This is a genomic window from Streptomyces fildesensis (genome assembly GCF_016107395.1).
Taxonomy (GTDB): Bacteria; Actinomycetota; Actinomycetes; order Streptomycetales; family Streptomycetaceae; genus Actinacidiphila; species Actinacidiphila fildesensis.
On the sequence record NZ_JAAIKO010000031.1, the window covers coordinates 68,783 to 82,339 of the forward strand.

A 13,557-nucleotide genomic window follows, 5' to 3' on the forward strand; every position below is an offset into this window, starting at 1 on the left:
CGCCTTCTTTACGCTAGAACGGCAGGCCGGGCATGCCGCCCAGCCCCTGGGCGAGCGGACCGAGCTTCTGCTGCTGAAGCTCCTGCGCGGTCGCGTTCGCGTTGTGCACGGCGGCGACGACCAGATCGGCCAGCGTCTCCGTGTCCTCAGGATCGACCGCCTTGGGGTCGATGACCAGCCCCCGGAGCTCACCGGCACCGGTCACCGTGGCTGTCACGAGACCGCCGCCCGCAGAACCCTCGACCTCGGCCTCGGCCAGCTCCTGCTGGGCAGCGGCAAGGTCCTGCTGCATCTTCTGGGCCTGCTGGAGCAGCTGCTGCATATTGGGCTGACCACCGGGGATCACGGGTTCACTCCTGCCTCACGACAACGTTGCGCGGTAGGGCGAGCCTACGTGCTCGGACGGCCCTGCGCCCTACGCCGTACGGAGGATCGGACGACGTGACGCGGAACATCGGGCGACATCAGTCGTTCGGGATCTCCTCGATCACCGTGGCACCCATTTCGCGCACGAAAAGCTCGTATCCGGACAGCGGGGACTCGACCAGATCCACGTCGTCGTCCTCCGGAATGTCGTCCTCCAGGGGCGGCGGCGTCTCGTCCGACATCAGTGGCGGCGGCGCGCCCCCGGGCCGTCCGGCGGCCGTCTGAGGCGCGGCATGGGCCGCCTGGGCGGGCCCGCCCTGCGGGGCGGAGGGCCCGGACGAGGCGGAGTGTGCGGACTGTGCGGACGGGGCGGAGGATGCCGATGGGGCGTATGAGGCGGACGGTGCGGGTGGGGCGGCCGGGCCGGACGGACGGGACCCGCCGCCGCTTCCACCGCTGCCTCCGCCGCCGAAACCGCCACCCGGGCCACCGGAGCCGCCGGGACCTCCGGAGCCGCCGCCGGCCGTTCCCCCGCCGCCCGACGGGTCCACGATGGCCTCGATCCGCCACTCCACCCCGAGGGCGTCGCTGATCGCCTGCTTGAGCACCTCTTCGCTGCCGCTGTTGGCGAAGCTGTTGCGCGCTCCGGGGTTGTCGAATCCGAGCTGCAGCGTCTGCCCGTCGAAGCCCGCCACCTGCGCGTTGTTCAGCAGGAGCATCCACGTCAGCCTGCGGCGGTTCTTCACCGCCTCCAGAATGTCCGGCCACATCTGCCGTACGCGCGTCGAGTCCCCGGCGAACCCGGACGCCGCCGGGGCGGCGGGGCCGGCGGGCGGCGGTGTCTGGGCGGCCAGGGCGGGGGCCGCCGGAGCGGCGGGTGCGGCCTGGGCGGCCGTCGGCCAGGCGCCGGGACGAGCGGCCTCGGGCGGTGCGGCGGCAGGGGCCGCCGAAGCGGCCGCTGGAGTGGCCACTGGAGCACCGGCAGTATCCGGACCGGTCGTGGTCGGCCAGGCGCCGGGGCGCTGCCGGGCGCCGCCGTCCGAGGGAGCCGGAACCGCGGCGGGAGCGGGGCCGGCAGCGGGTTCGTGCTGCTCGGGGGCGGGTGCGCGGGTCGGGGCGGGGGCCTGCTGCGCGGCCGGAGCCGGGCGTCCGCCGCCCACGGCCGCACGGACCGAGGCCGCGCCGCCGGGGCCGCCGGGGCCGCCAGGACCTCCTGGGCCGCCGGGGCTGTGGTCGGCGTGCGCGGGCTGATAGGCGAAGTCCGGGACCTGCGGGGCACCGGGGGCGAAGCCCCGCCGCTCCAGCTTGTCCAGCCGGGCCTGTACGGAGCGCTCGTCGTCGTACGCCGCGGGCAGCAGCACCCGGGCGCAGATCAGCTCCAGCTGGAGCCGCGGCGACGTGGCGCCGCGCATCTCGGTCAGACCGGTGTTGACCAGGTCCGCCGCACGGCTCAGCTCGGCGGCGCCGAAGACGGACGTCTGGGCCCGCATCCGCTCGATGACATCGCTCGGGGCGTCGATCAGCCCCTTGTCCACCGCGTCCGGAACCGCCGCGATGATCACGAGGTCGCGCAGCCGCTCCAGCAGGTCCGCCACGAAGCGCCGCGGATCGTGCCCGCCCTCGATGACGCGGTCGACCATCTCGAAGACCGCCGCCCCGTCACCCGAGGCGAACGCGTCCACCACCTCGTCGAGCAGCGCCGCGTCCGTATAACCGAGCAGCGCCGTCGCCATGGCGTACGTCACACCGTCGGCACCGGCGCCCGCCAGCAGTTGGTCCATCACCGACATCGAGTCCCGCACCGAACCCGCGCCGGACCGCACCACCAGCGGATACACGCCGTCCTCGACCGGGATGTCCTCCCGGGCGCAGACCTCCGCGAGGTAGTCGCGCAGCGTGCCCGGCGGCACCAGGCGGAAGGGGTAGTGGTGGGTACGCGACCGGATCGTGCCGATGACCTTCTCGGGCTCGGTGGTCGCGAAGATGAACTTGAGATGCTCCGGGGGCTCCTCGACCACCTTCAGCAGGGCGTTGAAGCCCTGCGGGGTGACCATGTGCGCCTCGTCGATGATGTAGATCTTGTACCGGCTGCCCGCCGGCCCGAAGAACGCCTTCTCCCGAAGATCACGCGCATCGTCCACACCACCGTGCGACGCCGCGTCGATCTCGATCACATCGATGGACCCCGGCCCGTTCCGCGCCAGGTCCTGACACGACTGGCACTCCCCGCACGGCGTCGGCGTCGGCCCCTGAACACAGTTCAGACACCGCGCCAGGATGCGCGCGCTCGTCGTCTTCCCGCAGCCTCGGGGCCCACTGAACAGGTACGCGTGATTGACCCGGTTGTTGCGCAGCGCCTGCTGCAACGGGTCGGTTACGTGCTCCTGCCCGATGACCTCGGCGAAGGACTCGGGACGATAGCGGCGGTACAGAGCGAGGGACACGCCTACGACGATATCGGGGCCCACCGACATCCGACGTCCCCCGGACCTCCCCCGACCGCCCCCGGGAACGCAAAGACCCCCCACGCACCCGCCAGAGCCCACCTACCCTTGCTGCCTTCCGGCCCTGGGGGAGTTCAGCGAGATAGCGCCACGTGAGGGGCTGCGCACAGCGTACCCGATCGGATCACCCACTTACGAGTTCGCGAGCACCCCTCCGCGTCTTGTAGTGTTCGTCGCGGAGGATTCGCCTAGTGGCCTAGGGCGCACGCTTGGAAAGCGTGTTGGGGGCAACCCCTCACGAGTTCGAATCTCGTATCCTCCGCACTTGCCTGAACAGGCAAAACGAGAAGCCGAGCCGCGACCGCGGCTCGGCTTCTTGGCGTGCACCGGTTGCACTCCTGGTTGCTCTTACCAGCTCCCAATCGGGACATTTCGGTGAACGGTCGGCTCGCTCGCGGCGCAATTTGGAGGTGGCCGACAAGCCGCCAACGCCCGTCAGCGGTGAACCTGCCCTCATGCGGCACCGAGGATCCCGGTGATACGCCATCCTTGAACCGGTCCCGGGGGCTTCGGCCCCGTCACGAATTTCCCTGGTCTGGCGAGGTGTCCCCGCATGAAGTCCCGATCAACGCTGGCGACATGGCTGGGCAGCCTCGACGGCTCTCATCTGGTTCGCGTGCTCGGGACGCGGCAGGACGCCGTTTCCCCTCCGGAGCCGTGCTCGGTGGGGGAGTTGGCGGACCGGCTGCAGCGCCCGGGATCGGTGGCACTGGCTCTGCCGCGACTCGCGCTGCCGCACTTCCAGGTGGCCGAGGCGCTGGCAGCGCTGGGGGTGCCCGCATCGCGCGATGCTCTGGCGGAGCTGCTGGGAGCGGCGGACGACGAAGCCGCTCGCCAGCTGGACGACGTGCTGGAGGTGTTGGCCGATCATGCTCTGGTCTGGCCGGACGGCGCGGGGCAGCTCCGCATGGCCGGACCGCTGCGGCAGGCATGGGACGCACCCCTGGGGCTTGATGCTCCGCTGAAGGAACTGCTGGCGGGCACGACGTCCCAGGAGCTGCGCGGCATGCTGGCGGCACTGGGCGTCAAGCCACCGGGCACCAGGCCGCAGCGACTGGCCGCGCTAATGGAGCACCACAGCGACCCGGAACGGATTGTCTCGGTGGTCGCGAAGGCCCCCGCGGCGGCGCGGAAGCTGCTCGAACGCCAGGCGGCGGCCGGGCCGGGGCAGCCCTCGCAATTCGTCGTGTTCGGCACTCCCGATCCAGGGCTTGAACCGGGCGAGCGATGGGCATCGGACCGGGGGCTCCTGATCCAGGACCGTCACCGCTACGGTCCGGCCCGTATGCCCGCCGAGGTGGCGCTCGCGCTGAGGGGGCCCGGCCGGCACGCCCCGTTCGAACCCGTTCCGCCCTACGCGCCGCTGACGCCTGTCACCCCGCAGGAGGTGGACCGCGAGGCGTCGGCCGCGGCTGCGGCGTTCACTTCCCGTGCTGTCTCGGTCCTGTCGGTCTGCTCGGCGACTGCGCCGGCCCGGCTGAAGTCCGGCGGGATCGGTGCGCGTGAACTGGCCCGGATCGGCAAGGCCGCCCAGGCCGACGACGCCGTCGTGCGCCTTACTCTCGAAACTGCGTACGCTGCCGGGCTCCTGGACCGGAACGGCGATCGCGTGGCTCCCACCGAGGCGTACGACGCCTGGGCGGAACAGGAACCCCCGGAGCAGTTCGCCGTACTGCTTCAGGCGTGGCGGAACCTGCCGCTCACCCCCACCCAGGCGCGCGACGAGGACAACAAGGCGCTTCCCGCTCTCGCCGGAGCACCGCCCTGCAACGGCTGCGTGCAGGCCCGCCACGGGCTGTTGGCCGCAGCCGCACAGCTCCCGGCAGGGCAGGGCGCGAGGGTCACGGCGGATTTGGGACCCCTGATCGCCTGGCAACGCCCGCTCGCCGACTCGTCGCCCCAGGACGGAACGCCGTTCGCCGCCGTGATCCGTGAGGCCGAGCTCCTCGGCGTACTCGCTCGCGGCGTCGTGTCCGTCCTCGGCATCCACCTGCGGACGGACGACACGGAGGGGCTGAGCGCCGAGTGCCGGCGTTTGCTGCCCGCGGCCACCGCAGTGGCCCGGATCGGCGCCGACCTCACCGCCGTCGTCACCGGCACACCGTCCGCGCGGCTTGCCTCGCTCCTGGACTCCGTCGCCGAGCGGGAGGCCAGCGGCACGGCATCAGTGTGGCGGTTCAGCGCCGGCAGCGTCCGCCGAGCCCTGGACGCCGGCCGTATCCCCGACGACATCGCGGCCGACCTGGCCGCCATCGCCGCCGGGCCCCTGCCACAGCCCTTGTCCTACCTCATCGCCGACACCGCACGCAGCCACGGCCGCGTGCGCGTCGCCCCCGCCGTCTGCGTCATCCACGGCGAGGAGCCCGCGCTCCTGGCCGAACTCGCCGCCCACCGCAAGCTCTCCAGGCTCGGCCTGCGGCAGCTCGCCCCGACGGTGCTGCTCAGCCGCAGCCCGGTCGAAGCGACCCTCACCGCCCTCCGTGCCGAGGGCTACGCCCCCGTCGCCGAGACGGCCGAGGGAACCGTACGCATCGAGAAAGCCCGGCCTCAGCGGGCCGCCACTCCCATCCCGGCCCCCCGCAGAACAGGTGGTAGGGCGGCCCTCCGGAGCGCGGCCAATCGCGCGGCGAAGGCCCCGGCACCTGTCGACCTGAACGCCGTGGCCGCCCAGCTGCTCACCGCCCCACCGACCGCCCCGGCCCCCGACCCATTCGGCAGCGGAGTGCCCTACGGCACGGACACCGAAGAAATCGTCTCCGGGTATGCGAAGCAGCTGTCGTACAGCGATGTCCGCCAGCTCGCCCATGCCCTCGACGCCGGTACGGCCATCACGGTCGAATACGTCGCCGCCTCAGGAAGCCGCACCGTACGCACCCTCAGCCGCCTCGCTCTCGACCCGCCCTTTCTCGACGCCTGGTGCCATCTGAGGGACGACGAGCGAGTCTTCACCCTCTCCCGGATCCACGGCGTCATGCCCGCGTAGACCGCGCATACGTCCGCGTACAGCACATCTCGCCATGGGCGAGATACCCCATAGGCGGCGTTACGCGCATCGAGCCGAACGAAGCCGGTCTGGCCGTCGCGCTCACCGATCCGACCGGGAGCACCGAGCGCTACGACCGGGACGCGTTCGGCCGGGTCGTCGGAACGCGCGACCCGATGGGCGGCCTCACCCGCCTGGGCTGGACAGTGGAGGGCCTGCCGGCGTGGTCGGTGGCGTCCGACGGTGCCCGGGAGACCTGGACCTACGACGCGGACGGCAATCCCGCGGAATACCGCGATCCGGCGGGTACGGTCACGAGCACCGTCACCGCCGGCTTCGGCCTGCCGGCTTCGCGCACCGATCCCGACGGCACGGTTCACTACACGTACGACCGGGCGACGCGGCTCGTCGCCGTCTCGAATCCGGCGGGAGCGACGTGGTCGTACACGTACGACGCGGCCGGCCGACTGATCCGTGAGGTCGACTTCAACGGACGTGCGGTCGAGTACCGCTACGACGCGGCGGGGCAGTTGGTCGAACGGGTCAACGGCGCGGGCCAGAGCGTGCGTTACACCAGGGACGCCCTGGGCCGGGTGGTCGAGAGCCGTACCGACGCGGCGACCGCGTCCTTCGCCTACGATGCCGCGAACCGCCTGCTGCGCGCGAGCAACCCGGACGCGGAACTGACATACCTCCGAGACGCCGCGGGCCGGATCCTCACCGAGACCCTGAACGGCAGCGCGATCAGCAACACTTACGACCGGTTGGGCCGTCGCACCAGGCGGAGCACACCGGCCGCACTGGGGACTGGCGGTTGTTCGAGAAATTCAGCAACCTGGCGGTGGACACCCACCCGAGGGACTCGCCGCCGTCATCATCCCCGTGATCGCCGACGGAACGGCGCCGGCCAACTACGAGGACCTCGTCGAGATCCTCGGCGAGGTCGCCAGCGACGACGCGGACCCGAATGCCGTACCCGCCCTGCATGCCCTGCTGACGGCTCGCCTGCCGACCGAGACTCCTCCGTACGCCCTCTCTCTCAAGACCCTCCAGGCGCTCGGTGCGATCGGTGGCCGGCGCGCCGAGGAGATCCTGCGTGCCGTCGCCATCGGCGACCACCTCAAGGTGCTGAAGTGGGAGGCGGCCGTCGAGTTGGGCATCGAGGACGACCTCGGCTTTGACGAGGACGAGATGACGAGCTGACGGGCCGTGGTTTCGGCGCAATCGGACTCGCCGGCTTCGGCGTCGGCTGTTGTGTGTGGCGTCAGTACCGCAAGGCGCTGAGGACTTCGGCGGTGACCGTACCGGTCAGGGTCCGGTTGCTCCGGGCGGTGGCGTCGGCGGTGGCGCCCGCGGCGACCTCGGGAACGTTGAGGGCACTCACGTCGACCACGGTGCCTGACTGGTTCTTGAAATTGACCAGGACGGTGTAGCGCCTGGACTTTGCGTCGTGGTTGGTGACCTTCACCGGGACGTCCGTCCGGCCGTCGGATCCGGTCGTCAGGGGGCCGAGAGTGACGTCTGCCTTCGCGTCCAGGCCGCCCTTGACGTTGTCCAGCGCGGACGACGCGGCCGCTTGGGCGGAGGCGGCCGCGGATGCCGCCGCGCTGCTGGCGGCGGAGGCGGCGGACGACGCCCCCGACCTGACCGCGGAGGCTGCCGAGGACGCCGGGGCGCTGGCAGGGCTGTCCGACGAGCAGCCGGTCAGTCCGGCCCAACCGAGCATGACGGCCAGCGCGGCAGCGGCGCATCAGTTGATCTGACGTTTCATGGCTTCTCCCGGCTCGACGGCATTCTCCCGTCCAGCGTCGGCCAGCCCGGCCCTCCGTACGAGCAGGGCACGCGCGGCACCCGGGTGACGTCGGGGGCCGGAGGACCGGTACGGAGACTCGCGTAGCCATCGGTCGGTCAAGATCTCTTGAAGACCGTTTCGCTGATTCCGCCGATGTCATGCCCTGCCGCCGGAACGACGACGCGACGCGATGCGATGCGCGCGGTGCGCCGAGAGGTCGATGGCACAGGAGCCGATGAGAGACCGAGAAGACGTCGGCCCGGCCGGGGGCGCTCGCGCGCGGATGGTGCGGAGCCGGGTCGGCGAGGCCTGGGACTTGGCGTTGTCGGCCGAGGAGTTCGCGGCGATCAAGGGCGTCGTGGTCGGGGAGGTCTGCAAGGAGGTGCGCGGCATCGTGCTTTCGCGGCGCCAGGTGGGCCTGGACGAGTGGATCGACGCCCTGGCCCAGGCGCTGGCCGACGCCGCGGCCTCGAACGCCCGCGCCCGCGAGGCCATCGAGCGCTTCCTGTCCGGACCGGCCGGAGCGGCCGGACCGGCCGGACCGGGGTGAACGAGCAAACCTCAGGTGGCGGCTTCGGCCCTCCTGAGGTGCTCCACCGCGGCTTCATCGGTGCCCTCGGAACTTCCGCCGAGTCGGTGGACCACCACCCAGCGGCCCGTCTCAGGGAACGCTCCGGCGAAGACGGAGGCGTCGCGGGTGGCGCCGTTGTGCCACTTCAGCGGGCCGGCCGACTGCCAGGACAGTGCGGGCGGGCCCAACGTCCGGTCCAGGAGCAGGCCGGTGAGCAGGTCGGCCGTGGCGCGGGGGGTGGCCCACAGTCCTCCCGCGGGCAGGATCGCTCCGGTCATCGTCCACGGCGCGCGTTCCCTCCCGAACCACCCGGTGGCGCACAGCCGCCGGTCGGCGGGCGGCCGGGCCGTCACCTCGTCCACGCCGAGCGGGTCGAGCACGTGCTCCCCCACGAGCTCTTCGTAGGGCCGGCCGGCGGCGGCGACCAGCGCCGCACCGAGGACGGCGTAGCCGAAGTTGGAGTACTCCTCCGTCTGCCCGGCGGGCCTGACGGTGAGCGAGTCGAGACGGCTCAGGAGTGCCGACAGCGCATCCTCGTCGAAGGGCGCGTAAGGGTCTCTGCGCGACAGGCCGGGCGGCAGCCGGGGCAGACCCGAGGTGTGCTCGGCCAGGTGCCGCAGGGTGATTCCGGTGCCCGCCGGCACCCGGTCGAGCCGGCGCTCCACGGGATCGTCCAGGTCGAGCAGTCCCGCGGCGGTCATGCGCGCGAGCACGGTTCCGGTCAGGACCTTGGTGAACGAACCGATCTCCACGAACCGGTCCGGGTCGTGCCCGCCGTCGGCGAAGGGCGGAGCGCTGCTGCTCAACACGCAGGTGGGTATGGGGCGCACGATCGTTGAGATCCCTTTCCTGAGGGTGGTGGGAGCCGGCACGAAGCTCAGGATCTCGCACCTTCATCGACGAAGGCCCGCACCGCACAACGCGGTCCGGGCCCTCGTCGATCCGTCGATGCGTCAACCGGCGAATCCGTCAGGAGCGGCTCCTGGCCTCCGCCTGCTGCTGCAGGAGGCCCGCGATCCGGGCCACGTCGTTGCCGATGTCGAGGACTCCGTTGATGTCCGGGGCGGAGCCGCCGGTCATGGCGATGTAGAAGGTGTTCAGCTGTCCGTGGCCCGCGGAGAGGTAGCCGCCGAGGGTCCATGCGCCGACGGTGGCCCGCTGGTTGACGGCGTCGTAGCCGGCGAAGGTGCCGGGCTTGCCCCATACCTTGCCCTTGCCCGGGCAGGTGGGAGAGCCCTCGCAGACGGAGGTCAGTGAGCCGTCCACCCCGAGGATCGGCAGCGCCTCACGGAAGCGCTTCGCCTCCTCGGTCCCCTGCCAGTAGTGCAGGATCTCGTCCTCCACGCGCGGGGTGACCCGGTCATTGGGGTTGCCGCCGCGGCCGTCGAGCATCTGTACCTGGGTCGGGTCGATGCCGGCCTGGCGCAGGAAGCTGTTGATCACGGGGAAGCCGTCCGCGCACGCGTGGCTGCCCGTCGAGACGGCCATCAGGCAGATCGTGAGGTTCGCCCCGAGGTTGTGGCTGACCTTGAAGATCAGCTTCGTGTACTCGGCGAAGATCGGCGAGACGTACGCGGCGACGCGCTGCGTACCGTCGTAGGAACGCGGCAGCAGGCCGGACGGGTTCGGTCCGGTCGGCCGGGCGGTGACCGTGACGCCGGCCCGGGCGAGCGCCTCGATCAGTGCCGTGCGCCCGAACGCCGCCGGGTCCTGGACGGGGGAGATCCGCAGCTCCGGCTTCGCGCCGGCCGCGATCGTTCCCGACAGGCTGATGCGGGTGCCGTCCGGCGAGGCGTTGACCACGATGTTCGTCGTGCCGCCCGCCTCGACCGTCTTCACGGTCGACGTCACCTGGTAGGGCGCGACCTGGGGCCGCCAGCTGAGCTGCGCGGGGCGGCCGGGGGTCGTCGCGGTGGTCAGCAGGTCGATGACGTTGTCGTTGATGATGAGCGGGGTCGGGAGCGGGTCCAGCTGCGGGGCGGAGGCGGTGCTGAAGATCCGGGAGTCGATGGCGACGTCGCCCTGGATCTTGGTGAGGCCCGACCGGCGGACCTGATGGGCGATCATGTCCAGCCCCGCGAGCGGGTTCTCGGGCGTGAGCGTGGCGCCCGGAACATCGTTCGCGTACGTGTGGTCGATCGGGGTGTAGGCGACGGAGCCGTCCGGCTTCGTCCGGCCGCCCATGGTGAGGTCGCCCTGCGCGACCAGCGCCAGCGACCCGTTCAGGACGCTGCCGGCCCGGCGGCCGAGGGCCTGCACGGGAGTGGTGAACCGGTGCTCGCCGCCCAGCGCGTGCCAGGCACTCGACACGCTGACCAGCTTGCCCGTCGAACCGGGGATGAAGAACTGGTCCGGGTACTGCGAGTGGACGACGCGTCCGGTCGAGCCCTCGACCTCGAGCAGGCCCCACTGGGCGTGCTCATAGGCGGGCTTCTCCATGATCGCCCTGATCTCCGGGCCGAGGTCGTCGTGGTGCCCGGGTACCGGACCCGCCGCACCGAGCGTCGCGACCGTGGCCATCACCGTGGTGACGATGCCGGCCCAGGTACGCCGGCCTCGCGGAATCGATCTCATGAACCCTCCAGTGCAGGGCCGGCGCACCAGCCAGTTCTGACGGTTGATCAGTTGAGCAGCACCGGGAGGCATACCGTGCGGAGGTCGGTCGTCGAACGTTCCAGCGAGCTGTTCACCCGCTTGCGCGGTGCTATTACCAGCGCGGTGTTCTTACTGGTACGGCTGTTCGTGGTCGGTCGGACAGCCCCTAGGCGTCGAACGCGGTGAGCAGCAGCGCCACGTCGTCCGCGCGGTGCGTCGACAGGCGGGCGTCGGCCAGCAGCCGGTCGGCGAGGTCCTCCAGCGAGCTCTCGTCGGCGTGCGCGAGCGAGACCCGCAGCCGGTCGATGCCCTCGTCGATCGGGATCCCCGGCTCCTCGACCAGCCCGTCGGTGTACAGGGCGAGCACCGAGCCCGGCGGCGGCACCAGTTCACTGATCGGGTACTCCGCCAGCGGATCGACGCCGAGCAGGGCGCCGCCCGCGAACTCCAGCACGTCGGTGTGGCCGTCGGCGTGCCGCAGCAGCGGGGGGAGGTGGCCGGCGCGCGCGATACGGGCCCGGCTCGCGGTCCTGTCCAGCTGGATCAGACAGCAGCTGGCGAGCAGGCCTGGGTCGAGCTCGGACAGCAGCCGGTTGGTGCGGACCAGCACTTCGTTCGGCTCGCAGCCACTGGTGGCGAAGGCCCGCACCGCGCTGCGGAGTTGGCCCATGGTAGCGGCGGCGGCCACGCTGTGACCCTCGACGTCGCCGATGACCAGGCAGAGTCCCTGCGCGGTGACGATCGCGTCGTACCAGTCCCCGCCGATCTCCATGCTCTGTGTCCCCGGCAGATAGCGGGCGGCGATGGCGACACCGGGCACCTCGGGCAGTCGGTGCGGCAGCAACGCGTTCTGGAGGCCGCGGGCGAGGGCGAACTCGGTGTCGTACAGCCGGGCGCGCTCCAGCGCCTGGGCGATCAGACCGCCGAGCGCGGTCAGCACGCCGCGTTCCTCGGACGTGAACGGGTGGGGCTCGTCGAAACCCAGGATGCAGCTGCCGACGGGGTGCCCGGAGGCGATCAGCGGGAGGAAGGCCCAGGCGCACATCTCGTCCAGCGGTATCCCGGGGTAGGCGCCGGACAGCTCGTCGACGGACGCGAAGAAGATCGGCGCACCGGTGCTCAGCGTCTCCACCCCGGGCAGCCGGGCCCCCATCGGCGTGCCCTCGAAACGGTCCAGGAACGCCTCGGGGTAACCCTCCTGGTGGGCGAGGTTCAGCCGGTTCCCCGCGACGACGTAGATCGCCAGTTCCTGGCCGCCGAAGGCCGGCAGTATCTGCTCCGCGACGGCCGTGCACACCTCACGGACCGTGACGGCCTGGGTCAGCGTGCTGGCCAGTTCCAGCAGGCGGTAGATGGCCCCGACGCCGGCGCGCCGTGCGGGGGTCGACGGCCCGAACGCCGAGGCCGGGGTCTCCGCGTCCTCGGTCGGCTGCGGCGCCGGACCGTCGTGCTCGGGGGGCCCGCTCGCCGGGACGACGGTGCCGGTGACCCCGTGCGCGTCGGGGTAGAAGGCGAAGGCCAGCCACCGGTCGGGCGGGCGGCAGGCGAGATACGCGGTGGACTGGCGGGAGATCATCGCGGCTCGGTGGCTGTCCTCGTACGCGGGGTCGGAGAGCCAGCTGAGGCAGTCCCACAGCTGCCGCCCGAGCATTTCCTCGCGATGGGCCCCCAGCAGCAGCTCGGCGCCGAGGTTGGCGTAGGTGATCCGGCCGTCCGGGTCGAGCGAGAGGATGCCCTGCCGCAACCGCTCGACGGCCTCGGCGGCGGCGACGCCGGTCCCGGTGTCGAGGACGGTGCCGACCAGATGATCAGCGTCCTGACCAGCAGCTGTCCCGGAGGTCCTGCCCCGTACCTCGATGGTCCGCGACCGGTTCGGCCCGGCCGTCACCCGCAGTCGCGTGGCGAGCACCCGGCCGTCCAGCAGCGCGCTGCGGGCGGCGGAACAGAATCCCGGCAGGTCCTCCGGGTGGATCCGGGCGGCCAGGGTCTCGGCCCGGCCGTCGAACTGGTCGGAGGCCCAGTCGAAGATCGCGCACAGCTCGTCGTCGGCGGCGACGGTGCCGGTGGTGAGGTCCCAGTCGAACAACCCCAGGCGGATCGCCGTGCCCGACGCGGTGGGCAGCTCGATCACCGCCGTGTCGCCCCCGCCCTCCACCCGGTCCCCCCGGGCGGTCAGTTCCGCCAGCAGGGCCCCCAGCCGGTTGGCCGCGGACCGCAGGTGCCGGCGGGCGCCAGGCGGCAGCCCGACGGACGAGGGCGTCCACAGCCCGCACAGCACCCCGAAGCTCTCCTGACCTGCGACGATCGGCGCGCAGACGGAGGCGAACGAGTACGGCAGGCCCACCAGCAGCTGCGGGAAGCGCCGCAGCGTCTCCTCCGTCCCCGACAGGCACACACTGCGGCCGGTGCGATAGGCCATCGGGGCGGGCAGCGGGCTGCGCACGGAGATCCGGCGGAACGACCCCAGCGCCGACACGGGGACGCCGGCGACGGTGCTCAGCACGAGCGAGCGCCGGTCACGGGAGCGCAGGTACACCATGCCGCAGTAGGCGTCGGTGTCCCTGAGCACCTTGCGCACGGCAGCGGCGAGCAGCTCGTCCCGCTCCTCGGTCTCCACGGGCGGGAGGGCAGGGGCAGCGCCGCCCACAGTGGCCTGTGATGTCGGTGCGGTCGGTGCGGTCTGCGGGGCCTGTGGTGGGTCGGGCCCGCGCCGAAAACGGCGGACACCATCGGGACCGATCCCGGT

9 protein-coding genes, 1 tRNA gene, 1 other RNA gene and 1 pseudogene are annotated in these 13,557 nt (G+C 71.9%); 5 read left to right on the forward strand and 7 right to left on the reverse strand.

The window, feature by feature from the left end:
- Positions 1-13: 13 nt before the first annotated feature.
- The 3 genes from C6N31_RS30060 to ffs form a co-directional block, all read right to left on the reverse strand.
- Entirely contained in the window at positions 14-346 is a 333-nt protein-coding gene (locus C6N31_RS30060; protein WP_138359451.1) for a YbaB/EbfC family nucleoid-associated protein, read from the reverse strand.
- A 118-nt stretch (positions 347-464) separates the two neighbouring features.
- Positions 465-2,810: a DNA polymerase III subunit gamma and tau gene (locus C6N31_RS30065; RefSeq protein WP_269284747.1), complete on the reverse strand. Its 2,346-nt coding sequence runs from the start codon at positions 2,808-2,810 to the stop codon at positions 465-467.
- A gap of 68 nt (positions 2,811-2,878) precedes the next feature.
- Positions 2,879-2,975, reverse strand: an RNA gene (ffs, locus tag C6N31_RS30070) — signal recognition particle sRNA small type.
- Between the two features lie 72 nt (positions 2,976-3,047).
- On the opposite strand from ffs, the gene C6N31_RS30075 reads away from it, so the two are divergent.
- From C6N31_RS30075 to C6N31_RS44305, 4 genes and pseudogenes are all read left to right on the forward strand, one after another.
- Positions 3,048-3,132: transfer RNA gene (locus C6N31_RS30075), tRNA-Ser, on the forward strand.
- A gap of 291 nt (positions 3,133-3,423) precedes the next feature.
- Entirely contained in the window at positions 3,424-5,853 is a 2,430-nt protein-coding gene (locus C6N31_RS30080) for a helicase-associated domain-containing protein (protein WP_198358605.1), read from the forward strand.
- Positions 5,854-6,029: 176 nt separating this feature from the next.
- Positions 6,030-6,605, forward strand: a pseudogene (locus C6N31_RS47170) (type IV secretion protein Rhs); the annotation flags it as partial.
- 130 nt (positions 6,606-6,735) lie between these two features.
- Complete coding sequence (locus tag C6N31_RS44305; RefSeq protein WP_232485824.1) at positions 6,736-7,056, forward strand: hypothetical protein; 321 nt, start codon at positions 6,736-6,738, stop codon at positions 7,054-7,056.
- A 61-nt stretch (positions 7,057-7,117) separates the two neighbouring features.
- Here the strand turns inward: C6N31_RS44305 and C6N31_RS30090 are convergent, their stop codons facing one another.
- Positions 7,118-7,579: a hypothetical protein gene (locus C6N31_RS30090; protein WP_198358607.1), complete on the reverse strand. Its 462-nt coding sequence runs from the start codon at positions 7,577-7,579 to the stop codon at positions 7,118-7,120.
- Between the two features lie 301 nt (positions 7,580-7,880).
- Here C6N31_RS30090 and C6N31_RS30095 point away from each other — a divergent pair, with 301 nt between their 5' ends.
- Positions 7,881-8,195, forward strand: coding sequence for a hypothetical protein (locus C6N31_RS30095; protein ID WP_198358608.1), 315 nt, complete (start codon positions 7,881-7,883; stop codon positions 8,193-8,195).
- Positions 8,196-8,206: 11 nt separating this feature from the next.
- Here the strand turns inward: C6N31_RS30095 and C6N31_RS30100 are convergent, their stop codons facing one another.
- From C6N31_RS30100 to C6N31_RS30110, 3 genes are all read right to left on the reverse strand, one after another.
- Positions 8,207-9,025: a serine hydrolase domain-containing protein gene (locus C6N31_RS30100; RefSeq protein ID WP_307811559.1), complete on the reverse strand. Its 819-nt coding sequence runs from the start codon at positions 9,023-9,025 to the stop codon at positions 8,207-8,209.
- A 160-nt stretch (positions 9,026-9,185) separates the two neighbouring features.
- The gene (gene dacB / locus C6N31_RS30105; RefSeq protein ID WP_198358609.1) at positions 9,186-10,790 is read right to left on the reverse strand and encodes a D-alanyl-D-alanine carboxypeptidase/D-alanyl-D-alanine endopeptidase; all 1,605 of its coding nucleotides are present in this window, start codon (positions 10,788-10,790) and stop codon (positions 9,186-9,188) included.
- Positions 10,791-10,977: 187 nt separating this feature from the next.
- Positions 10,978-13,428, reverse strand: coding sequence for a SpoIIE family protein phosphatase (locus C6N31_RS30110; RefSeq protein WP_244809262.1), 2,451 nt, complete (start codon positions 13,426-13,428; stop codon positions 10,978-10,980).
- Between the last annotated feature and the right edge of the window lie 129 nt (positions 13,429-13,557).